Raw genomic sequence first — 23,925 nt, 5'->3', positions numbered from 1 at the left:
CGCACCGCCGGGGCTACGGTGGGCGGGTGCGCCTGCTGCTGACGTCCGACACCCACCTGCCCAAGCGCGCCCGCCGGCTGCCCGGGGAACTGCTGGCCCGGATCGCGGAGGCGGACGTGGTGGTCCACGCCGGGGACTGGGTGGACACCGACACCCTCGACCTGCTCCAGGAGCGGTCGCGGCACCTGGTCGGCGTGTACGGCAACAACGACGGCCCCGGCCTGCGGGCCCGGCTGCCCGAGGTGGCCCGCGCGGAGCTGGACGGCCTGCGCCTGGGCGTCGTCCACGAGACGGGCCCGAAGCAGGGGCGGGAGAAGCGGTGCGCGGAGCGCTTCCCCGACCTGGACGTGCTGGTCTTCGGGCACAGCCACATCCCCTGGGACACCACGGCCGCCAGGCCCGGCGGCGGGGTGCTGCGCCTGCTCAACCCCGGCTCGCCCACCGATCGCCGCGCCCAGCCGCACTGCACCTACATGACCGCCTCCGTGGTGGCCGGCGAGCTGCGCGGGGTGGAGCTGCACCGGCTGCCGCCGCGCCGCTGAACCCCCGGCCGCGGAACCGGCCGGCGCGGAACACGGATGCGGGGCGGCCGTCCGGGTAGAGGACCGGCGGCCGGTTCCGCGGCCGGGCGGCGGACGGAAGGAGACGCCCGTGGAGACCTGGCAGACCGCGCTGCTCGCCGTCGGCGCGGCGGTGGCGGCCGCGCTGTTGGCCGTCGCGGTCGTCCTGCTGACACGGCTCGTGCGCACCTACCGGCTGCTGCGCGGCGAGGACGTCCCCGCCGGTGCCAGGGCCGCGTTCTGGGGGGCGCTCGTCTACACGGTCTCCCCCCTCGACCTCGTCCCCGACCCGGTGTACCTGGACGACGTCGGCCTGCTGCTGCTCGCCCTGCGGTACGTCGGGGGGGCCGTGCGCGAGCGGACCGGAAAGGACCCGCGGGAGCCCTCCGCACGGACCGGCGGCACGGAGGCGCCGGCGGGTTCCGCCGGGGGCGGCGGCCGCGCGCCGCACCGGCCCCCCGGCCGCTGACGCCACCGCCGCCGGCCGCACCCCGCGGCGCCCCGCCCGCCACTACGCTCGTCCCGTCGCCGACGAGGAAGAGGGGCTGTGGAACACACGGATGCGGTGATCGACCTCAACGCCGATCTGGGCGAGGGGTTCGGGCGGTGGCGGCTGACCGACGACGAGGCGCTGCTCTCCGCCGTCAGCAGCGCCAACGTCGCGTGCGGCTTCCACGCCGGGGACCCGTCCACCATGCGGCGGGTGTGCGCGGGAGCCGCCGAACGCGGCGTGGCGATCGGCGCCCAGGTCTCCTACCGCGACCTGAGCGGTTTCGGGCGGCGGGCGATGGACGTCCCCGCGGACGAGCTGGCCGACGAGGTCGCCTACCAGATCGGCGCCCTGCGGGTGTTCGCCGAGGCGGCCGGGGCACGGGTGGCGTACGTCAAACCGCACGGCGCGCTCTACAACCGCACGGTGCACGACGAGGCCCAGGCGCGGGCGGTCGTGGCCGGGACGCTGCTGGCGGGCGGCGGACTGCCGGTGCTGGGACTGCCCGGTTCACTGCTGCTGGCGGCCGCCCGGGAGGCCGGACTGCCCGTGGTCGCCGAGGCCTTCGCGGACCGCGCCTACACCCCCGGGGGCACGCTGGTGCCGCGGCGGGAGCCGGGCTCGGTGCTCCACGACCCCGGTGCCGTGGTGGCCCGGGCCCTGGACATCGCCCTGCGCAAGGAGGCCACCGCGGCCGACGGCACGCGCGTGGCCGTCGCCGCCCGCTCCCTGTGCGTGCACGGCGACACCCCGGGCGCGGCGGAGCTCGCCCTGCGGGTGCGGCGCGCCCTGGAGGAGGCCGGGGTGCGGATCGGGGCGTTCGCGTGAGGGTGCTGCCCGTGGGCCGGCGGGCCCTGCTGGTGGAGGTGGAGGACACCGGGCGGGCCCAGGCGCTCCACGCCGAGCTGGTGCGGCTGCGGGAGGCGGGCGGGCTGCCCCCGGTGGAGGAGATCGTCCCGGCCGCGGTCACCGTCCTGCTGGACGGGGTGGCCGACCCGGCGGCGCTGGCGGAGCGGCTGCGGCACCTGCGCGTGCCGCGGACCGTCCCGGCGGACGCCGCACCGGTGGTGCTGCCGGTGCGCTACGACGGCCCCGACCTCGCCGAGGTCGCCTCGCTGTGGGGCGTGGCCGAGGAGGAGGTCGCCGCGATCCACAGCGGGACCGGGTTCCGGGTCGCCTTCTGCGGGTTCGCTCCCGGCTTCGGCTACCTCACCGGGCTGCCCGAGCGCTTCCACGTCCCCCGGCTGGCGACGCCCCGCACGGCCGTGCCGGCCGGCTCGGTGGCGCTGGCCGGGCCGTACACCGGTGTCTACCCGCGCACCTCGCCCGGCGGCTGGCGGCTCATCGGGCGGACCGACGCCGTGCTGTGGGACGTGGCGCGCGAGCCCGTCGCGCTGCTCTCCCCCGGCACCCGGGTGCGTTTCGAGGCGGTCGGATGAGGGGGACCGCGGCGGGAGGCGTGCTGGAGGTGGTGCGGGCCGGGGCGCTGACCACCGTGCAGGACCTGGGCCGGGCGGGCCTGGCCCACCTGGGGGTGCCGCGCTCCGGGGCGCTGGACCTGCCCGCCCACCGGCTCGCCAACCGCCTGGTGGGCAACCCGCCCGGGGCGGCCTCCCTGGAGACCACCGTCACCGGCTGCGCGGTGCGGGTGCGCGCCGGGCGGCCGGTGACCGCCGCGGTGACCGGCGCCCCGTGCCCGGTGCGGATCGACGGCCGCCCGGCCCCGTGGGGCGCGGCGGTGCGGGTCCCGGACGGTGCCGTGCTGGAGGCGGGGACCGTACGGGCCGGGGTGCGCTGCTACCTGGCCGTGGCCGGCGGCATCGCGGTCGAACCGGTGCTCGGCAGCCGCTCCACCGACCTGCTCTCCGGGCTCGGCCCCGAACCGCTGTCGGACGGGGCCCTGCTGCCCGTCGGCGGGGCCCGCGGGGAGGCGCCGCCCGTCGACACCGCCCCGGCGCCGGGACCGCCGGCGGGGCGGTTGGTGCTGCCGCTGGTGCCCGGCCCGCGCGACGACTGGTTCACCCCGGACGCCTCGCGCTTGCTGGCCGAGGACACCTGGCGGGTGTCGGCCGCGAGCAACCGGGTGGGCCTGCGCACCGAGGGGCCGGCCCTGGAACGGGCCCGGGGCGGCGAGCTGCCCAGCGAGGGCATGGTCACGGGTGCGGTGCAGGTGCCGCCGGACGGCCGCCCGGTGGTCTTCCTCGCCGACCACCCGACCACGGGCGGCTACCCGGTCGTCGGCGTGGTGCCCGGGGAGGCGCTGGCGGCCGCGGCGCAGGCGCCGCCGGGTCTGCCCGTGCGGTTCGTCCCCCTGCACCGCTGACCGGGGCGGGGCGGCCCCGCCCCGGGGCCGGCTCAGTCCCCCTGGGTGTTCCTGCCGTGGGACTCCTCCCCGGGGCCCACCTCCTGGTCGCCCTCCCGCGTGCCGCCGGTGCCCTCCAGCTCGACGCCCTTGAGCGGCTCCCCCTCGACGGTGCCGCCCCCGGAGAACCCCTCGGCGGCGGACGCCGTGCCGGGGACGGCGCGGTGCTCCATCTGCCTCTCGCTGCCGGAGTGGGCCCCGGGGCCGCGGTCGGCCGGGTCGGTGCGGTGCTCCGCCTCCCGGCCCCGCTCGCCCTCGCCCTGCTCCGGGTGCCTGTTCGCTTCGCCCATGGCCGTGGTCCTCGCAGTGTGTCGCAGTGTGTCGCGTTCTGACGCACCGCGCAGGTACCCGGTGACCGCGCCCGAAAACGGCGGGCACCGCGCAGGCGCCTCATTCCCGCGGTGCGGGCACCGGCGGAGGCGGCGGGTCCCTCCGGCGCGCGGGGGCCGGGCCGGACGGCCCCCGGGTCCCGCCCGCCGGCTCCTCCCGCGCTCCTCCCCCTCGCGCGGTCGGCGGCTGCGCCCCGGACCGCCGCCGCCCCGGGGCGCGGGCCCCGCGGGCGTAGCGGCCGGGGGTGACGCCCACGAGCCGGGTGAAGTGCCGGGTCAGGTGCGACTGGTCGTAGAAGCCGGCCGCGGCGGCCGCCTCTGCGGGGGGCCTGCCGTCGAGGAGCAGCCGTCGGGCCCGGTCGACCCGGCGGGCCACCAGGTACTGGTGCGGGGCGATGCCGAAGGCCGCGGTGAACGCCCGCACCAGGTGCGTGGGGTGGGCGTGGACCAGCTTCGCGGCCTCGTCCAGGCTCACGCCGCAAAGCAGCCGCTCGTCGAGGAGCTCGCGCAGGCTGTGGGCCACGCCGCGGTCGGTCCCGGGCGGCCGGGCGGCGAGCCGGGGCCGCAGATGGCTGCGCAGCCGTTCCCCGATCAGGGCGAGACGGCTCTCCGCCTCCAGCTCGTCGCCCCGGCGCGACAGGGCCGAGTGCAACTGCCCGACCCGCCGGCGCAGCAGGGGGTCGACCAGGTCGGGGCCGTCCGCCGCCGGACCGACGAAGCTCTCGCCCAGGTGGTCCGGGGCCAGGTAGAGCACCCGCTTGCGGAAGCCCTGCGGGGTGGCGGGCGAGCCGTTGTGCGGCACCCGCGGGGGGAGCAGGGACACCGTGTCGCGCAGGGTGCCGCGCTCGCGGCGGTCCAGGTCGTAGCGGACCGCACCGTCGTCCACGATCAGCAGGGTCCACACGTCGTGGACGTGCATCGGGTACGCGTGGTCGGTGAAACGGGCGTGGAGGACCTCCACGACCCCCGGGACCTGCGGGCGCCACGCGGAGACCTCGTACCGTGCCGGCATGCCAAGAACGTACAAGAAGGTGCCGCGGGGCGGCTGGAAGCCTCGGGGCATGACGACCGAGAACACCCCCGTGCGGTTCGACACCAAGATCGCCGTCCTGCTGCGCGAGGACCTGGAGTCCTGGCAGCGGCTGAATGTGACCGCGTTCCTGGTCAGCGGTCTGGGCACGGAAGTCCCCGAAGTGATCGGGGAGCCGTACGCCGACGCCGACGGCACCCCGTACCTGCCCATGTTCCGCCAGCCCGTCCTGGTCCTCGAGGGGGCGGCGGAGACGCTGGCCGCCGCGCACCGCCGTGCCCTGTCCCGCTCGCTGCCCCGGTCGGTGTTCACCTCCGACCTGTTCGCCACCGGCAACGACCGGGACAACCGCGCGGCGGTACGGGCCGTGCCGGGGGACCGGCTGGACCTGGTGGGGCTGGCCGTGTACGGGCCGCGCAACGCGGTCGACAAGGTGCTCAAGGGCGCCCGCATGCACCCCTGAGCACCGGCTTCCGGCCGGGCGGCGCAGGCCGGCGCCCGGCCGGGGCCCGCTGTTCCCGGGCGGCCCGGTGCGGTGGGGCCGGAACCGGATCGCCGCGGCGGTCGGCGCCTGCCTCTCAGCTCATCCGGACGCCGACGATGCAGGTGTCGTCGTCGGTGTCGGCGTTGCTGTAGGTCAGCAGGCGGTCGAGCTGCTTCTCCAAGGTGGCGTCGGCGTCCCGGGCGACGGCCAGCAGCTGGTCCAGGGACTCCTGCAGGGAGCGGTCCCTGCGCTCGATCAGGCCGTCGGTGTACATCAGCAGCATGTCGCCGCCCTCCAGCGTCAGCCGCTCCTCCTCGTACACCGCCTCCGGGACCGCGCCGAGGAGCAGTCCGCCGACCAGCGGCAGGGCGCCGGCCCGCTCCCCGCGCACCAGCACCGGCGGCGGGTGCCCGGCCCGTGCCCAGCGCAGCGTGCGGGTGGCGGGGTCGTACAGGCCGCAGACGGCGGTCGCGGTGACGTTCTCGGTGAGGTGGTGGGCGACGGTGTTGAGCCAGGACAGGATCTGGGCGGGGCCGGCGCCGGTGGTGGCCAGGCCGCGCAGGGCGTTGCGCAGGACGACCATGCCGGTGGCGGCCTCGATGCCGTGGCCCGCCACGTCGCCGACGGAGAGCAGCACCTGGCCGGAGGGCAGCACGACGGCGTCGTACCAGTCGCCTCCGACGAGGTGGTCCTTCTCGGCGGGGCGGTAGCGGACGGCGATGTGGAGGCCGCCCGCGTCGATGGGACCGCGGGTGGGCGGCATGATGGCGCGCTGGAGCTGGAGCGCCATGCGGTTGCGTTCGGCGGCCTGCTGCTCGGTCTGGGCGAGCTGGTCGCGGGTGGCGCCCAGCGCGACCTCGGTCCAGTGCTGGGCGGAGACGTCCTGGTAGGCGCCGCGCACCGCGACCAGGCGTCCCGCGGAGTCCGCGACGGGCTCGGCGACCACGCGGATGTGCCGCACGATCCCGTCGGTCCGCCGGAGGCGGAAGGCCGTGGAGGCGGGCCGGCGGTGGTGCAGCAGGGTGCGCAGGAAGCGCCCTATGGCGGCCTCGTCGTCGGCGTGGGTGTGGGCGGGCAGCTGCTCCAGGGGGATCGGCGCGGCGGTGGGCGGCAGTCCGTGGAGGGCGAAGAGCTGGCTGTTCCAGAGGATCTCGCCGGTGACGAGGTTCTCCTCGAAACCGCCGATGCGGCCCAGCCGCTGGGCGTGCTGCAGGACGCTCGCCAGCCGTGCGGCCTCGTCCTGGACCCGCCAGATGAGCAGCACGTTCTCGCCGTGGCGGCTGATGCTGACGGCCGCCTCCACGGTGAGCGGCACCTGGCCGACCAGGGCGCGCAGCACCATCCGCTCGGCGCGGAAGGACTCGCCGGTGGCGTGGACGTGCTCGATCTTCTGGAACAGTCCGCTCTCGCCCATCGCCAGCGGGTACGCCTCCGTCACCAGCGCCCCCGCCACGGCGGCGCGCGGACGTCCGGCGGGGTCGACGAAGTTGCTGCTGACGTGGTGGACGCGGAAGTCGGCGAGCCGTCCCTCGGCGTCCCGGTGGGGCACCAGGACCAGCGCCGGGTCCAGCAGGCCGTCGGCGAAGTCCACCAGCTCCGAGACGCCCTGGTCCCGCACGACGCCGGCGGGGTCCGCGGGGGCCGGGGGGCGGCTGTCGAGGGTGTGGGCGCACAGCTCCGCCAGGGCCTCCAGCTGCCGCTGGACCTGCGGGGGCTGCGGCTCCAGCGGACCGGGCCAGCAGATCTCCAGCACCCCCAGGATGCGGCCGCCGTTGTCGGCGGGGACCGTCACCCGGCAGCCGTCGGGGGCCTGCCTGCGCCCCAGGGTGGGCAGCTGGGAGTCGGCCGGGGAGTGGAACCACACGGCGCGGCGCTCGGTGAGGGCCCGCCGGGCGAGCGTCGCCACGCCGGGGGGGACGTAGTGCCAGCGGGCGGCCTCCTCGGCGGCGAACCCGGCGGAGCCGGCCAGGGTGAGGGAGGCGTCCGTGCCGGCGGCCCAGATGGCCACGGCCATGGCGCCCAGCGGGGTGAGCGCGTGCTCCAGCAGGGACTCGGCGACGGCCTGGGTGTCGTCGGCGGCCAGCGCGCCGCTCTCCGCGGTGCGCAGCCGCACCGACAGCGAGGGGGAGTCCCCGCCGTCCCCGCCGCCTTGCCCCTCCCCGTCGGTTCCCCGGCTCCCGCGCTCCCCCTGGCGGGCCCGGGCCAGGAACTCCTGGGCGGCCTCGGTGAGCCGGTCGCGCGCCGCCTGGTTGATCAGGTCGGCGGCCAGCTCCAGCCGGGAGACGCCGGCCTGGTCGGCGAGGGTGTCCAGCTGCCGGGCCGCCTGCGCGGGGCCGCAGCCCAGCCGCTCGACGAGGATGCCCTTGGCCATCTCGATCAGGGCGCGGCCCTCGGCCGCCGCGTGGGCCTCGCGCACCTCCCGGCGGAGCCGCTCGACCGTGGCCGCCAGTCTGCCGAGGTTCTCCTCGGCGGCGTCCTCGGACTCCTGCCGCGGCCGGCTCTCGTACACGTACCCCTCGTAGGGCCGCCGCCCGCCGGGCACCAGGCCCCCGCCGCCCGGCGCGGCGGCCCCGGCGGCGGTGTCCGTCCCGGCGGCGGCCGCCTCCGGGGCAGCGCTCGGCGTCCCGTCCCCGCGGACGGGCTCGTCCGGTCGCTGGGTGTCCACTGCGCTGCTCCTCAAGGCGGTGTTCGGCGGGGGCCGGTCCTGCGGGCTGCCGCGGGACCGCGGGGTGTGCGGGTGCGCGGCTACACGTCGAGGCAGCGCCGGATGCAGGCGATGAGGTCGCGGGCGTCCAGCGGCTTGGTGACGTAGTCGTTGGCGCCGGCCGCGATGGTCTTCTCCCGGTCCCCGGGCATCGCCTTGGCCGTCACCGCGATGATGGGCAGCCCCGCGTGCTCGGGCATGGCGCGGATCGCCGCGGTCGCGGCGTAGCCGTCCATCTCCGGCATCATCACGTCCATCAGCACCAGGTCCACACCGGGGTGGGCGGTGAGGGTCTCGATGCCCCTGCGGCCGTTGTCGGCGTGCAGCACGTGCATCCCGTGGAGTTCGAGGATGCCGGTGAGCGCGTAGACGTTGCGGGCGTCGTCGTCGACGACGAGCACGGTGCGGCCCGCCAGCGCGCCGTCGAACTCGCGCGGCGCGAACGGCTCGGCGGCCGCCTCCTCGGAGCGCACCAGCGGGAGCACGTCCCCCGGCTCCTCGGCGGTCAGGTGCAGGGCGATGCGCTCGCGCAGCTCGTCCAGGCTGGAGAGCAGCTCCACCGGACGGCTGCCGGCGCGGGACTGCAGGGCCCGCTCCTGCTCCGGGTCCAGGCGCCGGTTGTTGTGGGCCAGGACCGGGACGCGGCGCAGGGCCGCGTCGCCGTCCATGGCCTCCAGGAAGCCCAGCGCCGTCCCGTCGGCCATGTCGAGCTGGAGCACCACGCAGTGGCAGGCCTCCGCGGCGAGCGCGGCGGCGGCCTCCTGCGCGCCGACGGCGGTGACGATCTCCACCGGTCCGCGCGGGTCGTCCGGGCCCTGGGCGCCCTCGGCGAGGTCCGTGGCGGCGTTCTCGGCGACGAGGGAGAGCAGGCCGCGGGGGCGGTCCTCGATGACGAGCAGCCGCCGCTTCTGCGGGCGCGGGGGCGGCGCGGGGGCTCCGGCCGGCTCCGCCGCGCCGCCGGCCGGCGCGGCCTGCTCGGCGGAGGCGGTGCCGTCCTGCCCGGCGGGCGGCGCGGCGGTGAAGTCGGGCCGCGCCACGGGCAGGTAGAGGGTGAAGGTGCTGCCCTGGCCGGGGACGCTCTCGGCGGTGACGGCGCCGCCCAGCAGGTAGGCGATCTCACGGCTGATGGACAGGCCCAGGCCGGTGCCGCCGTACTTGCGGCTGGTGGTCCCGTCGGCCTGCTGGAAGGCCCCGAAGATGGTCTCCAGCTGCTGCTCGGGGATGCCGATGCCGGTGTCCTCCACCCGGAAGGCGACGGCCGAGCCGTGCAGCCGGACGGTGGGCGGCAGCTCGTCGGGGGCGACGGGCTCGATGCGCAGCCGGACGCTGCCGGACTCGGTGAACTTCACCGCGTTGGAGAGCAGGTTGCGCAGCACCTGCCGCAGCCGGGAGTCGTCGGTGAACAGGTCCACGGGGACGCCCGGCGCGGTGGTGATGGTGAAGTCGAGGCTCTTCTGGGTGGTGAGCGGCCGGAAGGTGGCCTCGACGTAGTCCAGCAGGCGGCGCAGCGGGACGCGCTCGGGGTTGATGTCCATCTTGCCGGCCTCGACCTTGGACAGGTCCAGGATGTCGTTGATCAGCTGGAGCAGGTCGGAACCGGCGGAGTGGATGATGCCCGCGTACTCGACCTGCTTGGGGGTGAGGTTGCGGGTGGGGTTCTGGGCCAGGAGCTGGGCGAGGATCAGCAGGCTGTTGAGCGGAGTGCGCAGTTCGTGGCTCATGTTGGCCAGGAACTCCGACTTGTACTTGGAGGCCAGTGCCAGCTGCTGGGCGCGCTCCTCCAGCTCCTGCCGGGCCTGCTCGATCTCCAGGTTCTTGGTCTCGATGTCCCGGTTCTGGGAGACCAGCAGGGCGGCCTTCTCCTCCAGCTCGGCGTTGGAGCGCTGGAGTTCCTCCTGCTGGACCTGGAGCTCCTCGGAGCGGGACTGGAGCTCGGCGGCCAGGCGCTGGGACTCCTCCAGCAGCTCGTCGGTGCGGGCGTTGGCGACGATGGTGTTGACGTTGACGCCCACCGTCTCCATCAGCTGGCCGAGGAAGTCCCTGTGGACGGCGGTGAAGGGGGTGACCGAGGCCAGCTCGATGACGCCGAGCACCTGGTCCTCGGCGAGGATCGGCAGCACGATCAGGCTGGTGGGGTCGGTGGCGCCCAGGCCGGAGGAGACGGTGACGTAGCCGGCGGGCAGGTCGTCGACGGTGATGGTGCGGCGGCTGCGGGCGGCCTGGCCGACCAGGGACTGGCCGAGCCGGAAGCGGGGCGCCTCGGCGTCCTCGGCGACGGCGGGGTGGCCGTAGGAGCCGATGAGGCGCAGCTCGGTCTCGCCGCCGGCGTCCTCCTCGGCGAGGTAGAAGGCGCCGTACTGCGCGCCGACCAGCGGGGTCAGCTCGTCCATGACGAGCTCGGCGACGACCGCCAGGTCGCGGCGGCCCTGCATCAGGCTGGAGATGCGGGCCAGGTTGGTCTTGAGCCAGTCCTGCTCCTGGTTGGCCCGGGTGGTCTCCCGCAGGGACTGCACCATGAAGTTGATGTTGTCCTTGAGGTCGGCCACCTCGCCGGAGGCGTCGACGGTGATGGAGCGGGTCAGGTCGCCCTCGGCGACGGCGCTGGTGACCTCGGCGATGGCGCGGACCTGGCGGGTGAGGTTGCCCGCGAGCTCGTTGACGTTCTCCGTCAGGCGCTTCCAGGTGCCGGAGACGCCCTCGACCTCGGCCTGGCCGCCGAGCCGGCCCTCGCTGCCGACCTCCCGGGCCACGCGCGTGACCTCGGCGGCGAACGCGGAGAGCTGGTCGACCATCGTGTTGATGGTGGTCTTCAGCTCCAGGATCTCCCCGCGCGCGTCGACGTCGATCTTGCGGGTGAGGTCGCCCTGGGCGACGGCGGTGGTCACCTGGGCGATGTTGCGGACCTGGCCGGTGAGGTTGTTCGCCATCGAGTTGACGTTGTCGGTCAGGTCCTTCCAGGTGCCCGCCACGTTGGGCACCCGGGCCTGGCCGCCGAGGATGCCCTCGGTGCCCACCTCGCGGGCCACGCGGGTCACCTCGTCGGCGAACGCCGAGAGCGTGTCGACCATGGTGTTGATCACGTCGGCGAGGGCCGCGACCTCGCCCTTGGCCTCGACGGTGATCTTCTGCGACAGGTCGCCGCGGGCGACGGCGGTGGCGACCTGGGCGATGGAGCGGACCTGGCCGGTGAGGTTGGACGCCATCACGTTGACGGAGTCGGTCAGGTCCTTCCAGGTGCCCGAGGCCCCGCGCACCGTCGCCTGGCCGCCCAGCTTGCCCTCGGTGCCCACCTCACGGGCCACCCGCGTGACCTCGTCGGCGAAGCCGGAGAGCTGGTCGACCATCGTGTTGATGGTCTCCTTCAGCTCCAGGATCTCCCCGCGCGCGTCCACCCGGATCTTCTGGGTGAGGTCGCCCTTGGCGACCGCCGTGGCCACCTGGGCGATGTTGCGGACCTGGCCGGTGAGGTTGCCGGCCATGAAGTTGACCGAGTCGGTCAGGTCCCGCCAGGTGCCGGAGACGCCCTTGACGTCGGCCTGGCCGCCCAGCTTGCCCTCGGTGCCCACCTCACGGGCCACCCGCGTGACCTCGTCGGCGAAGCCGGAGAGCTGGTCGACCATCGTGTTGATGGTCTCCTTCAGCTCCAGGATCTCCCCGCGCGCGTCGACGGTGATCTTCTGCGACAGGTCGCCCTTGGCGACCGCGGTGGTGACCTGGGCGATGGAGCGGACCTGGGTGGTGAGGTTGCCGGCCATGAAGTTGACCGAGTCGGTCAGGTCCCGCCAGGCCCCGCCGACCCCGGGCACCTGCGCCTGGCCGCCGAGCCGGCCCTCGCTGCCGACCTCCCGGGAGACGCGGGTCACCTCGGAGGTGAACAGCGACAGCTGGTCGACCATGCCGTTGAACACCGTGGCGATCTCACCGAGGAGTCCGTCGGCGCCGTCCGGCAGCCGGGTGCCGAAGTCCCCGTCGCGCACGGCCGTCAGACCCGCCAGGAGCTGCCGCAGCTCCTGCTCGCCCGCCCTGCCCGCGCTCCTGGGCCGGGGGGCCTTGCCACGCCCCGCCGGACGCGGTTCGCCGACCGAGGTGTCCACCATGTCCGCCATCGCTCCGCTCGTAAGCCGCCAGGGCTCGCCACGCACACGACCACCGTCTCCCGCGGTCACGCGGGGGGCGGACGGCGGGCGCGGACGCTCCACGTCGACAGGGCCGCCATGTTCGCCGCGCGGCAAACATGCAAACAGGGCGAGGTTACCCCACCACGATCGGGTCACCGAATCCGTCCCCTCGGCAGGACTTGGGGAGATTCCGTGCACACGGGACGGCGGGCGGGCCGGGGCCGGAGGGGCCGGGCCCGCCTCGGCGGGACCGGGCCGCGACGCGGCGGCGGGGACGCCCGCCGCGACCGCCCCTTCGCCCCGTACGGACGCGCCCGGGGGCGGTGCGCTCCCGAGGGCCCGCGCCGCCGCCCGGCCCGCGCCGCCGGTCCGGGTCACCCCTCCGAGTCGAACGCACCGTAGCCGGGCCGCCCCGCCGCCCGGTAGGTGTGGATCGCCACCCCGGCGCCGGTCGTCCGGCTGCCGGTCAGCTCCAGCGCGGTCGGCGCGGCGCCGTCGGCGAACAGGCGCTTTCCGGTGCCCAGCAGGACGGGGTGGACCAGCAGCCGGTACTCGTCGATCAGGCCGTGCGCCATCAGGCTGCGCGCCAGGGTGCCGCTGCCGTGGACCTGCAGCTCCCCCTCCAGGCGCTCCTTGAGGGCGGCGACCTCCCGCGGGGCGTCGCCGGCGAGCACGGTGCTGCCCGCCCAGTCGGCCTTCTCCAGCGTCCTGGAGGCGACGTACTTGGGCAGGGTGTTGAGACCGGACGCGATGGGGTCGTCCCCGTCGGTGACGCGGGGCCAGTAGGCGGCGAAGATCTGGTAGGTCCTGCGGCCGAGCACGAAGCCGGTCGCGGCCCGGAAGACCTCCCCCATGAACCGGCCCGTGTCCTCGTCGGCGTACGGCACCAGCCAGCCGCCGTGTTCGAAGCCGCCGTCGCGGTCCTCGTCCGGCCCGCCCGGTGCCTGGACGACGCCGTCGAGAGTGGTGAACGCGGTCAGGGTCAGTTTCGCCATGGTGCTGCCTTCCCTCGGGGTTCGCGCGGGGGACCGGATGCGCCGGGCCCCACGGGGTAGGACCCTGGGCGGGCCGGGAACTCATCGCCCCCGGTCCGCCCGTTGCCCCGGCTCTCCCCGGCGCGCCGACACGCCGTGCGGGGGCCGCCCGGGACGAGGAGGGATCCATGCTGCTGGCCGATGTCGCCCGCACCTCCGAGCGGGTCGCGGGCACCGCTTCGCGCACCGAGAAGGTCGCCCTGCTCGCCGGACTGTTCCGCACCGCCGGGCCCGGTGACGCCCCGATCGTGATCACCTACCTGGCGGGCAGGATCCCGCAGCGCAGGACGGGTCTCGGCTGGAGGTCGCTGGCGCAGCCCGTCCCGCCGGCCGCGGAGCCCTCGCTGTCGGTGCGGGAGGTGCACCGGGCCCTGGACGGGATCGCCGCCGTGTCGGGCAAGGGCGCGCAGGCCGGGCGGGTCCGGCGGCTGCAGGCCCTGCTGGGTGCCGCCACCGCCGCCGAGCAGCGCTTCCTGGTGCGGCTGCTCGCGGGCGAGCTGCGCCAGGGCGCGCTGGACGCGTTCGCCGTGGAGGGGCTGGCCGCCGCGGTGGGCGCGGACCCCGACGGGGTGCGGCGGGCGGTGATGGTGGGCGGTTCGCTCGGCGCGGTCGCCGAGGCGCTGCTGGCCCGCGGGGGCGGCGCGCTGGAGGAGTTCCGGCTGGGCGTGGGGCGCCCCGTCCTGCCGATGCTGGCCCGCACCGCCAAGGACGTGGACGAGGCGGTGGACGGGCTCGGTCCGTGCGCGGTGGAGGAGAAGCTCGACGGCATCCGGGTCCAGGTGCACGTCGACGGCGCGGACGTGCGGGTCTTCACCCGCACCCTGGAGGAGATCACCGACCGGGTGCCGGAGCTGGTGGAGGCCGCCCGCGGCCTGGGCACCGCGCGGGCCGTGCTGGACGGCGAGGTGATCGCGCCGGGGCCGGACGGCCGGCCGCGCCCGTTCCAGGAGGTCGCCGGGCGGGTGGGGTCGCGGCTGGACGTGGAGCGGGCCCGTGCGGAGCTGCCGCTCTCCCCGGTCTTCTTCGACCTGCTCTCTGTGGACGGTCGCGACCTGCTGGAGCGGCCCGTCGCCGAGCGGCACGCGGAGCTGGCCCGCGTGGTGCCCGAGCCGATGCGCGTGCGCCGGACCGTCGTGTCCGACCCGGGGGACGCGGCGGCCCGGGCCCGGGCGCGGGACTTCGCCGCGCTGGCCCTGGAGCGCGGACACGAGGGCGTCGTGCTCAAGGCGCTGGGCTCCGCCTACGCCGCGGGGCGGCGCGGCGCCTCCTGGGTGAAGGTCAAGCCGGTGCACACCCTGGACCTGGTGGTGCTGGCCGCCGAGTGGGGGCACGGGCGGCGCACCGGAAGGCTGTCGAACCTCCATCTGGGCGCGCGGCGGGCGGACGGCTCCTTCGCGATGCTCGGCAAGACCTTCAAGGGGCTGACGGACACGCTCCTGGCCTGGCAGACCGAGCGGCTGCTGGAGCTGTCCACCGGCGGTGAGGGGGGCACGGTGGCGGTGCGGCCGGAGCTGGTGGTGGAGGTCGCCTTCGACGGCGTGCAGCGCTCGCCCCGCTATCCGGAGGGGGTGACGCTGCGGTTCGCGCGGGTGGTGCGCTACCGGGAGGACAAGACGGCCGCCGAGGCGGACACCGTGGAGACGGTGCTCGCCTTCGCCCGGTGACGCCCTGCCCCCGGCACCGCTCTGCCCGTAACCTGGTCGGTACGGGCGCCCCCGGGCGCCCCCGCGGAGTGGAGGGAGCCACCGTGACCGAGCGCAGGCCGCCCGGTGTCGATGCCGAGACCTGGGCCGACCGGCAGATCCGCGAGGCCGCCGAGCGCGGTGCGTTCGACGGCCTGCCGGGCATGGGCAGGCCCCTGCCGGACCTGGACGCGCCCTACGACGACCTGTGGTGGGTGCGGAAGAAGATGAAGCGCGAGGGCCTGTCGTACCTGCCGCCCGCCCTGGCCCTGCGCAAGGAGGCCGAGGACGCCCGGGCCGCGGCGGTCCGGGCCGCCTCCGAGCCGGAGGCACGGCGGATCGTGGCGGAGGTCAACGAGAGGATCCGGGCGGCGCTGCGGATGCCGCCCCCCGGCCCGCCGCTGAACCTGCGGCCCCTGGACGCCGAGGACGTCGTGCGCGAGTGGCGCGAGCGGCGCGGACGGGACGGGCACCGCTCCGCCTGACGGCGGCCGGGCCGCGGCTCAGTCCCGGACCTCCGGGGTGGCGGCGGCCACCTCCCGGGCCAGCCGGCGCAGGAAGGCGCGGGTCTCGCCGGCCCTGCGCAGCAGGTCGGCGCGGGAGTCGATGCCCAGGTCGGCCAGGAGGCCGGCGAATCCGGGCGCGAGGGCGTCGTGGCGGTCCGGGGCGTCGCGGTGGAGGATCGTCAGGCAGCGGGCGTACGTGGCGGTGATCCAGAAGGCCGCCTCGCGGTGCAGTCCGCGCTCGATCAGCTCCCGGCTGCCGTCGATCGCGACCGGCCGGGCCGCGGCGGTGATGTCGGAGCCGAAGGGGAACGGGGTGCCCCGCCCGGCGACGGGCACGGTGGCCTCGAAGACCTCCTCCACGGCCCGCAGGTGGTGCTCGGCCCGGTCGGGGGTCAGCTCCCGGCAGCCCAGCAGCTCCAGCAGTTCCTCGTGGACGTCCGGCCTGCCCAGGCCGGTGAGCAGGTCCCGCACCGCGCAGTAGCGCAGCCGGACGGTGGGGTTGCGCAGCCCGGCCGTCAGCAGGACGTGCGTGGTCACCCCGGTGGGGAAGAGCCAGGAGATGACCTGCCGGGGCCAGGGGGACGCCGGGTCGTGCGCGTCCAGCCCGTCGGTGATGCGGCGCTCGGCGCTCGCGCAGCGCCTGAGCACCCAGGGGCGCCGGGGGTACCGCGGGGCGACGGCGTCCCGCAGCGCGGCCAGGCGGCCGTCGCGGTCGGCCAGGATGCGCGGGCGGTGGAAGCTGCCGGCCAGGTAGTAGGTGGACAGCACCCGCTCGGCGGGGACGAGTTCGGCCCAGGGCAGCGGGGTGGCCTCCAGCAGGACGCCGTCGCGGGGGAACTTGCCCGCCACCGGCAGTGCCTGCTCCCCCTCGGTGACGACCGTGACGTCCACGTCCGAGGTGGCGGGCAGGTCGGCGTCGTCGTCCAGCCAGAGCACCGACCCGCTCAGGAAGGCGCCGACGAGGGCGCCGTCGCGCGCGACCTGCTCGGCGGCCCACTCAGCCGCCACCTCCCGGGCCCGCCGGACCTTCACCGCTGTGTCCCCTCCCCCGCGGGCGCGCGGCCCGCGGTGCGTCCGGCGGCCGGCTCCGGCGTCTCCCGCATTCTCCCCGAGCGGGCGGGGCCCGGCCACCGCGGTGGCCGGGCCCCGCCCGCGTGCGGTGCCGTCAGTCCCGCGGGCCGGGCGGCAGGGCGCCGTCGCGGGCGACGCGGGCGTACCAGCGGGAGCTCTCCTTGGGGATGCGCCGGCCGGTGGCGTAGTCGACGTAGACGGCGCCGAACCGCTTGCTGTAGCCGTACCCCCACTCGAAGTTGTCCAGCAGGGACCACAGGAAGTAGCCGCGGACGTCGACGCCGGCCTCGATGGCGCGGTGCACCGCCGTCAGGTGGCCGTGCAGGTAGGAGATCCGGTCGGGGTCCACGACCCGGCCCTCGGGGTCGACGTAGTCGTCGAAGGCCGCGCCGTTCTCGGTGATGACCACCGGCAGTTCGGGGAAGTCCTCCCCCACCCGCACCAGCAGCTCGTACATCCCCTCGGGGTCCACCGTCCACCCCATGGCCGTGGTGGGGCCCGGGGTGCGGTGGAAGGCGACGTCGTCGCCGCCCGGCCAGGGGCTGTGCTCGCTGGCGCCGTGCCCGTCGGCGTTGTGCGAGGCGGAGCCGGTGGCGGCGGAGACGAGCGTGGGGCTGTAGTAGTTGACGCCGAGGAAGTCCAGCGGCTGGTGGATGTGCGCGAGGTCGCCGTCGCGGACGAAGGACCAGTCCGTCAGGTGGGCGGTGTCCCGCCGGACGTCCTCGGGGTACTCACCGCGCAGCATGGGGCCGGTGAAGATCCGGTTGGCGGTGCCGTCGATGCGGCGGGCCGCGTCCCGGTCCGCCTCGCCGTCGGTCAGGGACCGCACGTGGTGGAGGTTGAGGGTGACCGACGTCTGCGCCTCGGCGGGCAGCGCGGCCCGCAGCGCCTGGACGCCCAGGCCGTGGGCGAGGTTGAGGTGGTGGGCGGCGCGCAGGGCGTCGGCCTGGTCGGTGCGGCCGGGGGCGTGGACGCCCGAGCCGTAGCCGAGGAAGGCCGAGCACCAGGGCTCGTTGAGCGTCGTCCACGTCGCCACCCGGTCGCCGAGGGCGCCGGCGACGATTCCCGCGTACTCGGCGAAGCGCTCGGCGGTGGCGCGCTCGGGCCAGCCGCCGGCGTCCTCCAGTTCCTGGGGCAGGTCCCAGTGGTAGAGGGTGACCACGGGCCGGATGCCCTTGTCCAGCAGCTCGTCGACCAGGCGGCTGTAGAAGTCCAGGCCCTTGCGCGAGGCCGGGCCGCTGCCGGTGGGCTGCACGCGCGGCCAGGAGACGGAGAAGCGGTAGGCGCCCACGCCCAGCTCGGACATGATCGCCACGTCCTCGCGCCAGCGGTGGTAGTGGTCGCAGGCGATGTCGCCGGTGTCGCCGTTGCGGGTCCTGCCGGGGGTGTGGGAGTAGGTGTCCCAGATGGAGGGGGTGCGGCCGTCCTCGCGGGCGGCTCCCTCGATCTGGTAGGCGGCGGTCGCGGTGCCCCACAGGAAACCGGGCGGGAACCTGCGGACGGTCGGGGTCGCCGGAGCGGGTTCGGCGGTACGGGATGCGGTGGCCACTGAGGTCCTTCCGGGTAGGTGGTGGTGTGGACGGGACCGGGCGGGGACGGGCCCGGTGCCGCGTGGGCCGGACCGGCCGTGAGCCGGGCCGGCCGCGGGCCGGGTCAGCCCTTGACCGCGCCCTGCATGATGCCGCCGACGATCTGCCGTCCGAAGACGACGAACATCACCAGCAGCGGGAGGGTGCCCAGCAGCGCGCCGGCCATGATGACCGACTGGTCGCGGATGTAGCCCGCGCTGAGCTGGGTGAGGGCGACCGGGATGGTGGGGTTGGTCATGTCGAGCACGATGAAGGGCCAGAAGAAGTCGTTCCAGGCGTGCACGAAGGTGATCATGAACAGCACCGCCATCGCCGGCCGCGCGACCGGCAGGACGATGCTCCAGAAGATCCGCAGGCTGTGCGCGCCGTCGACCCGGCCGGCCTCGACGAGTTCGTCGGGCAGCGCCTCGCCGAGGTACTGCCGCATGAAGAACACGCCGACGGCGCTCACCAGCGTGGGGAAGATGACCGCGGGCAGCTTCTGGCCCCAGCCCAGTTCGGTCATCATCATGAACAGCGGTACGACGCCGAGCTGCGGCGGGATCATCATGGTGCCGATGACCAGCATCAGCAGGATGTTGCGGCCGCGGAAGCGCAGCTTGGCGAAGGCGAAGCCCGCCAGGGTGGCGAAGAGCACGGTGGACAGGGCGATGGCCCCGGCGACGATGGTGCTGTTGACCAGCGCCTTGCCCATCGCCGCGTCCTCCCAGGCCGTGGCGAGGTTGTCCAGCAGGTTCGGGCCGGGCAGGAACGGCGGCGGCGTCTGGGAGACGCGGGTGTTGTCGGTGGAGGCCGCCACCATCGTCCAGTACAGCGGGAAGAGGGAGAGCAGGGAGGCCCCGATCAGCAGGACGTAGGCCAGCGGCCCGGCGTGGTGCTGGCGGCCCGCGCCCGTGCGCAGGCTCAGGCGGGGCCCGCGGCCGCGGGGCGGGTTGCGGTCCGCCGCCGGTTCGGGGGCGTCCGCCCGGGGCGGGACGGTGTCGGTGGTCATGGGTTGCCGCTCCCTGGTCAGGACGTGCGGGTCATCAGGCGCCGGACGAGGCGCTGCAGGACGAAGATCAGGACGAGCAGCAGGAACATCGCCCAGGCGACCGTGGCGGCCCGGCCCATCTCGTAGTTCCTCCAGCCCTGCTCGTACAGGAGCAGGCCGAGGGTCTGGTACTGGTTGTCCACCCCGCCGCTGACGCCGTTGGGGCCCTGTCCGAAGATCAGCGGTTCACCGAAGAGCTGGGTGGCGCCGATGGTGGACAGCACGATGGTGAAGACGATCGTGGAGCGGATGCCGGGGATGGTGACCCGGGTGAACTGCTGCCAGCGGGAGGCGCCGTCGATGGCGGCGGCCTCGTAGCGCTCCTTGGGGATGGCCTGCATGGCGGCCAGGTACAGCAGGGCGTTGTAGCCGGTCCACCGCCAGATCACGATGGAGGAGATGGCCAGCTGGGCCGGCCACTTCTCGCCCTCCCAGTCGATGTTGTCGAACCCGAGGTGGCCGAGCGCCCAGTTGATCATTCCGAAGTCGCGCTCGAAGAGCATGGTGAAGACCAGGGCGGCGGCGCCGACGGAGGTCGCGTAGGGCGTGAGGGCGGCGACGCGGAAGAAGGCCGAGCCGCGCAGCTTGTAGTTGAGCAGGTGCGCCAGGCCGAGGGCCATCAGCAGCTGCGGGACGGTGGAGATCACCCCGATGGTGAAGGTGTTCAGCAGGGCGTTCCAGAACTGCTCGTCCTGCCAGAGCTCGGTGTAGTTGCCGAAGCCCTTCCACTCCATCAGGTCCAGGGTGGCCAGCTCCACGTCGTGGAGGGAGAGCCAGGAGGTGTACAGCAGCGGGTAGAAGCTGAAGGCGGCGAAGACGACGAAGAACGGGGCGACGAACGCGTAGGGCGCGGCCTTGATGTCGAAGCGGTGGAGCAGGGTGCTCCGCGCCTGGCGGGGGCGGCCCGCCCCCCGCCGGGGGGCCGGCGGGAGCGGACCGGCCGGCCCTTCCTTGGAGGGGGCTTCCGGTGTGCCGCTGTGCGGCCCGCCGGTGCCGGGTGCCGGGGTGGAGGTGGCCACGGAGGGCTTTCCTTCCTGGGATGGTCCTGGGGCGTCGGGGCTCCTCCGGGCCGCTGGGGCGTCCCGGGGTCGCGCGGGGTGAGGTCCCCGGCGGCCTCGCGGGGAGGCGGGGGCCGCCGGGGACCTCGGGGCAGGGCGGGAGTCGAAGCGGGTCAGTCGACGGCCTTGCGGACGCGCTCGTCGGTGGTGCTCCACGCCTCCTCGGGGCTCTTGCCCTGCTCCACGAGCTGGAGGCCCTGGGAGAAGGTGTCCTTGATCGTGCCGTCCTTGGGACCGAGCACCTGCTCGTCGGGGATCTCCTTGGCGGCGGCTCCGAAGATCTCCCCGATCGGGGCGTCGCTGAAGTACTCGGACGTCGCTCCGGTCACCGTGGCGGACTCCAGCGCCTTCGCGGACGAGGGGAAGTTGCCGATCTCCTTGAAGATGTGCTCCTGCTGCTCGGGAGCGGTCAGCCAGGCGACCAGCTTCTTGGCCTCCTCCTTGACGGGGCTGTTCTCCATCACCCCGAGGAAGGAGCCGCCCCAGTTGGCGCCCTTGGGGGCCCGGGCGACGTCCCACTTGCCCTTGTTGGCCGGGCCGGCCTTCTCGCTGATGTGGGCGAGCATCCAGGCCGGGCAGACGGCGGTGGCGAAGGTGCTGTTGGCCAGTCCGGGGTCCCAGCCGGGCTGGAACTGGCGGAGCTTGGCGGTCAGCCCGTCCTGCGCGGCCTCCACGGCCAGGTCCCAGGCCTCCCGGATCACCGGGTTGTCCTGGTGGACCAGGTTGCCCTCCTTGTCGTAGAACTGCTGGGAGTGGCCGTAGATCATGGCGTTGAACAGGCCGCTGGCGGCGTCCATGTAGGCGACGCCGTCGTCCCCGAAGCCGGCCTTGAACTCCTTGCCCACCTCGACGTACTTCGACCAGTCGCCCTCCCAGAGGGCGGCGACCTCCTCGCGGTCCGTGGGCAGGCCCGCCTTCTCGAACATGTCCTTGCGGTAGCACACCGCCATCGGGCCGATGTCGGTGCCCAGGCCGATGACCTTGCCGTCCCCGGTGGCGACCTGGTTCAGCTTCCACGGCAGGAAGTGGCTGGTGTCGCCCGCGCCGGAGAGGTCCGCGAACCTGTCCGCCCGGGTGTCGACGAGTTCCTTGGCGCGGGCGACCTCGATGCCCTGGATGTCCTTCAGGCCGCTGCCGGCCGCCAGCCGGGTCTGCAGGGCCGTGTAGTACGTCTGCTCGTCGCCGGCGACCTCGACCTCGATGCGGACGTCCGGGTTCTCCTCCATGTACTTCTCGATGAGGCCCGTCTCCTTGATCCCCATCACGCCGTACAGGCCCATGGTGACGACGGTCTTGCCGTCCTCGGACTTCCCGTCGCCCGATCCGTCGCCTCCGCAGCCCGCGACGAGTGCGAGCGCGGCGGCCGAGGCGGCGGCCGCGACCCTTGTACCGAACAGCTTGCGGGCTCTGCCCATGGCGTCCTCCCTGCGGGCGCGGTCCGTCACCGCGTGCGGAAAAAGGTGGGGAATGTTCCGGACCCGAGCCGGGTGGGAACGTTCCCATTGGACGGTGGGATCGTTCCCACCGAGTTGTGGCAGACTCCCCGTCCGAGGCGTCCGGTGTCAAGGAGCGGGAACGGATTCCCTTCCGCGGACGCGGTCCGGGCGCCCCGGCCGCCGCAGCGGGCGGCGACCGCCCGTCTGGCACAATGCGCTGGTGAGCGCCGTACGCGGCGCGGTGGAGCAGAGGAAGGCGGGAAAGCCTTGGGGGCCACTCGGCGGCCGACGATCAAGACCGTGGCGGCCCGGGCCGGCGTGGGGCGCACCACCGTCTCCCGGGTACTCAACGGCTCCCCCCTGGTGAGCGACGAGGCCAGGGCGGCGGTGCAGGCCGCGATCGCCGAGCTCGGCTACGTCCCCAACTCCGTGGCGCGCAGCCTGGTCACCAGCCGGACCGACTCCATCGCCCTGGTGATACCGGAGTCGGAGAGCCGCCTGGGTTCCGAGCCCTACTTCTCCGCCGTGATCCGCGGGGTGAGCACCGGGCTCGCGGGCACCCAGATCCAGCTCCTGCTCACCCTGGTCCGCGACCAGCGGGAGATGGACCAGCTCACCCGCTTCCTCACCGCGCGCCGGGTCGACGGGGTCCTGCTGGTCTCGGTGCACCGCGACGACCCCCTGCCCGGGCTGCTGGAGGAGCTGGGCCTGCCGACCGTGCTGGCCGGGCGGCGCCGGGCCGACGAGCCCCTCAACCACGTGCACTCCGACAACGTGGGCGGTGCCCGCGCGGCCGTGCGCCACCTGCTGGAACGCGGCCGGGGGGAGATAGCAACGATCACCGGGCCGATGGACATGGACGTCGGTGGCAGCCGGCTGCAGGGCTGGCGGGAGGCGCTGGGCGAGGCCGGGCGGCCGGTGGACGGGGAGCTGGTCGGGACCGGGGACTTCACCGAGGAGGGCGGCCGTTCGGCGATGCGCGCCCTGCTGGAGCGCCGGCCCGGCCTGGACGCGGTCTTCGCCGCCTCGGACGTGATGGCGGCCGGCGCGCTGGCCGAACTGCGGCGGCACGGGCGGCGCGTTCCGGACGACGTGGCGGTGGTCGGCTTCGACGACTCGATCGTCGCCCGGCACACCGATCCGCCCCTGACGAGCGTGCGGCAGCCGGTCGAGGAGATCGGCCGGATGATCACCGAGCTGCTGCTGCAGGAGATCGAGGAGCCCGGGAGCGCCCGGCACCACGTCGTCCTGCCGACCTCGCTGACGGTCCGCGCCTCCACCTGACGGGGACCGGTTCGGTGGCCGCCCGGCGTCCGGCTCCGCCGCCCGCCTGCGCCGGATGCGGTGCGCCGAGCGCCTCCGGTGCGCCATGGCCGCCGCCTTGCGCACCGCCGGCGTCCACGGTGGCGGCCCGGGGCGCACCCCCCTTCCGCGAAGCGGCCGGGAAGTGACCGTTTCGGCGGCGGAACCTCTGGTGGACTGGCAGCATGGGCCACCCGGCGAGTGCCGCTCCTGTCGCCCAACACGCCTGCCAGGCGGGAAGGTTGTGAAAGCCCGGATGAATCAGGTCAGGGATCCGCTCTCCAGCGTCGTCGACGTCAACGTCCCCACCGCGGCGCGGATGTACGACTACTACCTGGGGGGCAAGAACAACTACGCCGTCGACCGCGAGGCGGCCGAGAAGCTCCTGGAGGTGGTGCCCAGCACCCAGGAACTGGCCCTGAACAACCGCCGCTTCCTCCAGCGCGTGGTGCGCATCCTCGCCCGGGAGTACGGCATGCGGCAGTTCATCGACCACGGGTCGGGGCTGCCCACCCAGGACAACGTCCACCAGGTCGCGCAGCGGGTGGACGAGGACTGCCGCGTGGTCTACGTGGACAACGACCCCATCGTCCTGGCCCACGGCCGCGCCCTGCTGGCGGAGAACGAGAACACCGCCGTCATCCAGGCGGACATGTGCGACACCGGCAGCATCCTCGACCACCCGGACACCCGCCGGCTGATCGACTTCGACCGGCCCGTCGTCGCCCTGTTCAACTCGGTGCTGCACTGCATCCCCGACTCCAAGGACCCGGCCGGGCTCATACGCCGGGTCGCCGGCCGGCTGGCGCCGGGCAGCTTCCTGGTGATCTGCCAGCTGGTCAGCGAGGACGCCGAGACGCGCCGCGCGGTGACCGAGTTCATGGACACCAGCACGGGCGGGAACTGGGGCCGGGTCAGGGAACCCCACGAGGTCGACGCCTACTTCGAGGGGCTGGAGGTGCTGGAGCCGGGGCTGGTGGAGGTCTCCACCTGGCGGCCCGACTCCGACGTCGGCCCCCGGCAGCGCACCTGGGAGTGGAAGGAGTACGGGGGCGTCGGCCGGAAGCCCTGAGGCGCCGGCGGCCGCCGGGCCCGCACTCCGGCGGTGCGGGCCCGGCCCGCGTCCGGCGGCCGTCCGCC

General features: G+C 74.9%; 20 protein-coding genes. 10 read left to right on the top strand and 10 right to left on the bottom strand.

Annotated features, from left to right (window positions below):
* Positions 1-26 precede the first annotated feature (26 nt).
* The 5 genes from ACFSJS_RS07475 (at position 27) to ACFSJS_RS07455 (ending at position 3,373) form a co-directional block, all read left to right on the top strand.
* Complete coding sequence (locus ACFSJS_RS07475; RefSeq protein WP_380898096.1) at positions 27-542, top strand: metallophosphoesterase family protein; 516 nt, start codon at positions 27-29, stop codon at positions 540-542.
* Positions 543-651: 109 nt separating this feature from the next.
* Entirely contained in the window at positions 652-1,029 is a 378-nt protein-coding gene (locus tag ACFSJS_RS07470) for a YkvA family protein (protein ID WP_380898094.1), read from the top strand.
* Between the two features lie 96 nt (positions 1,030-1,125).
* Complete coding sequence (locus ACFSJS_RS07465; protein WP_380898328.1) at positions 1,126-1,878, top strand: LamB/YcsF family protein; 753 nt, start codon at positions 1,126-1,128, stop codon at positions 1,876-1,878.
* Complete coding sequence (locus ACFSJS_RS07460; RefSeq protein ID WP_380898093.1) at positions 1,875-2,489, top strand: 5-oxoprolinase subunit B family protein; 615 nt, start codon at positions 1,875-1,877, stop codon at positions 2,487-2,489. The genes ACFSJS_RS07465 and ACFSJS_RS07460 overlap by 4 nt, the downstream gene beginning before the upstream one ends.
* On the top strand, positions 2,486-3,373 hold the full coding sequence (locus ACFSJS_RS07455; RefSeq protein ID WP_380898091.1) for a 5-oxoprolinase subunit C family protein: 888 nt from the start codon (positions 2,486-2,488) through the stop codon (positions 3,371-3,373). The genes ACFSJS_RS07460 and ACFSJS_RS07455 overlap by 4 nt, the downstream gene beginning before the upstream one ends.
* Before the next feature lie 32 nt (positions 3,374-3,405).
* Here the strand turns inward: ACFSJS_RS07455 and ACFSJS_RS07450 are convergent, their stop codons facing one another.
* The gene (locus ACFSJS_RS07450) at positions 3,406-3,702 is read right to left on the bottom strand and encodes a hypothetical protein (protein WP_380898089.1); all 297 of its coding nucleotides are present in this window, start codon (positions 3,700-3,702) and stop codon (positions 3,406-3,408) included.
* Between the two features lie 100 nt (positions 3,703-3,802).
* Complete coding sequence (locus ACFSJS_RS07445) at positions 3,803-4,753, bottom strand: AraC family transcriptional regulator (RefSeq protein WP_380898087.1); 951 nt, start codon at positions 4,751-4,753, stop codon at positions 3,803-3,805.
* Between the two features lie 49 nt (positions 4,754-4,802).
* Here ACFSJS_RS07445 and ACFSJS_RS07440 point away from each other — a divergent pair, with 49 nt between their 5' ends.
* Positions 4,803-5,234 (top strand): DUF2000 family protein, encoded by a 432-nt coding sequence (locus ACFSJS_RS07440; protein WP_380898085.1) that lies wholly within the window; start codon positions 4,803-4,805, stop codon positions 5,232-5,234.
* A gap of 115 nt (positions 5,235-5,349) precedes the next feature.
* Here ACFSJS_RS07440 and ACFSJS_RS07435 read toward each other — a convergent pair whose 3' ends face one another.
* From ACFSJS_RS07435 to ACFSJS_RS07425, 3 genes are all read right to left on the bottom strand, one after another.
* Positions 5,350-7,920, bottom strand: coding sequence for a SpoIIE family protein phosphatase (locus ACFSJS_RS07435; RefSeq protein ID WP_380898083.1), 2,571 nt, complete (start codon positions 7,918-7,920; stop codon positions 5,350-5,352).
* Between the two features lie 80 nt (positions 7,921-8,000).
* Entirely contained in the window at positions 8,001-12,056 is a 4,056-nt protein-coding gene (locus ACFSJS_RS07430; RefSeq protein ID WP_380898326.1) for a HAMP domain-containing protein, read from the bottom strand.
* Between the two features lie 395 nt (positions 12,057-12,451).
* Positions 12,452-13,072 (bottom strand): dihydrofolate reductase family protein, encoded by a 621-nt coding sequence (locus tag ACFSJS_RS07425; protein ID WP_380898080.1) that lies wholly within the window; start codon positions 13,070-13,072, stop codon positions 12,452-12,454.
* A gap of 167 nt (positions 13,073-13,239) precedes the next feature.
* Here ACFSJS_RS07425 and ACFSJS_RS07420 point away from each other — a divergent pair, with 167 nt between their 5' ends.
* Both ACFSJS_RS07420 and ACFSJS_RS07415 read left to right on the top strand, forming a co-directional pair.
* Positions 13,240-14,775 (top strand): ATP-dependent DNA ligase, encoded by a 1,536-nt coding sequence (locus tag ACFSJS_RS07420; RefSeq protein ID WP_380898078.1) that lies wholly within the window; start codon positions 13,240-13,242, stop codon positions 14,773-14,775.
* 83 nt (positions 14,776-14,858) lie between these two features.
* Positions 14,859-15,278, top strand: a complete 420-nt coding sequence (locus tag ACFSJS_RS07415; RefSeq protein WP_380898076.1) for a DnaJ family domain-containing protein — start codon at positions 14,859-14,861, stop codon at positions 15,276-15,278.
* Positions 15,279-15,296: 18 nt separating this feature from the next.
* On the opposite strand, the gene ACFSJS_RS07410 is transcribed toward ACFSJS_RS07415, so the two are convergent.
* The 5 genes from ACFSJS_RS07410 to ACFSJS_RS07390 all read right to left on the bottom strand — a co-directional run bounded on the left by ACFSJS_RS07410 (position 15,297) and on the right by ACFSJS_RS07390 (position 21,462).
* Entirely contained in the window at positions 15,297-16,307 is a 1,011-nt protein-coding gene (locus tag ACFSJS_RS07410) for a hypothetical protein (RefSeq protein ID WP_380898074.1), read from the bottom strand.
* A 157-nt stretch (positions 16,308-16,464) separates the two neighbouring features.
* Positions 16,465-17,919: a GH1 family beta-glucosidase gene (locus ACFSJS_RS07405; protein WP_380898072.1), complete on the bottom strand. Its 1,455-nt coding sequence runs from the start codon at positions 17,917-17,919 to the stop codon at positions 16,465-16,467.
* 104 nt (positions 17,920-18,023) lie between these two features.
* On the bottom strand, positions 18,024-18,950 hold the full coding sequence (locus tag ACFSJS_RS07400) for a carbohydrate ABC transporter permease (protein ID WP_380898070.1): 927 nt from the start codon (positions 18,948-18,950) through the stop codon (positions 18,024-18,026).
* 17 nt (positions 18,951-18,967) lie between these two features.
* A complete protein-coding gene (locus ACFSJS_RS07395) occupies positions 18,968-20,008 on the bottom strand; it encodes a carbohydrate ABC transporter permease (RefSeq protein ID WP_380898068.1) in 1,041 nt (346 codons plus the stop codon).
* A gap of 152 nt (positions 20,009-20,160) precedes the next feature.
* Entirely contained in the window at positions 20,161-21,462 is a 1,302-nt protein-coding gene (locus ACFSJS_RS07390) for an ABC transporter substrate-binding protein (RefSeq protein WP_380898066.1), read from the bottom strand.
* A 288-nt stretch (positions 21,463-21,750) separates the two neighbouring features.
* Here ACFSJS_RS07390 and ACFSJS_RS07385 point away from each other — a divergent pair, with 288 nt between their 5' ends.
* On the top strand, positions 21,751-22,767 hold the full coding sequence (locus tag ACFSJS_RS07385) for a LacI family DNA-binding transcriptional regulator (RefSeq protein WP_380898064.1): 1,017 nt from the start codon (positions 21,751-21,753) through the stop codon (positions 22,765-22,767).
* A gap of 274 nt (positions 22,768-23,041) precedes the next feature.
* The gene (locus ACFSJS_RS07380; protein ID WP_380898062.1) at positions 23,042-23,857 is read left to right on the top strand and encodes an SAM-dependent methyltransferase; all 816 of its coding nucleotides are present in this window, start codon (positions 23,042-23,044) and stop codon (positions 23,855-23,857) included.
* Positions 23,858-23,925: the final 68 nt, after the last annotated feature.

The organism is Streptomyces desertarenae, assembly GCF_042681365.1.
Classification (GTDB): domain Bacteria; phylum Actinomycetota; class Actinomycetes; order Streptomycetales; family Streptomycetaceae; genus Streptomyces; species Streptomyces desertarenae.
The sequence above is the reverse complement of the archived record's forward strand: the minus strand, read 5'-3'. Positions and strand labels throughout refer to the sequence as shown.

Excerpts from the sequence above, each read along its gene's own strand:
- ACFSJS_RS07425 (WP_380898080.1), bottom strand. The coding sequence starts at position 13,072 with ATGGCGAAACTGACCCTGACCGCGTTCACCACTCTCGACGGCGTCGTC.
- ACFSJS_RS07420 (WP_380898078.1), top strand. The coding sequence starts at position 13,240 with ATGCTGCTGGCCGATGTCGCCCGCACCTCCGAGCGGGTCGCGGGCACC.
- ACFSJS_RS07455 (WP_380898091.1), top strand. The coding sequence starts at position 2,486 with ATGAGGGGGACCGCGGCGGGAGGCGTGCTGGAGGTGGTGCGGGCCGGG.
- ACFSJS_RS07430 (WP_380898326.1), bottom strand. The coding sequence starts at position 12,056 with ATGGTGGACACCTCGGTCGGCGAACCGCGTCCGGCGGGGCGTGGCAAG.
- ACFSJS_RS07440 (WP_380898085.1), top strand. The coding sequence starts at position 4,803 with ATGACGACCGAGAACACCCCCGTGCGGTTCGACACCAAGATCGCCGTC.
- ACFSJS_RS07450 (WP_380898089.1), bottom strand. The coding sequence starts at position 3,702 with ATGGGCGAAGCGAACAGGCACCCGGAGCAGGGCGAGGGCGAGCGGGGC.
- ACFSJS_RS07445 (WP_380898087.1), bottom strand. The coding sequence starts at position 4,753 with ATGCCGGCACGGTACGAGGTCTCCGCGTGGCGCCCGCAGGTCCCGGGG.
- ACFSJS_RS07390 (WP_380898066.1), bottom strand. The coding sequence starts at position 21,462 with ATGGGCAGAGCCCGCAAGCTGTTCGGTACAAGGGTCGCGGCCGCCGCC.
- ACFSJS_RS07400 (WP_380898070.1), bottom strand. The coding sequence starts at position 18,950 with ATGACCACCGACACCGTCCCGCCCCGGGCGGACGCCCCCGAACCGGCG.
- ACFSJS_RS07380 (WP_380898062.1), top strand. The coding sequence starts at position 23,042 with ATGAATCAGGTCAGGGATCCGCTCTCCAGCGTCGTCGACGTCAACGTC.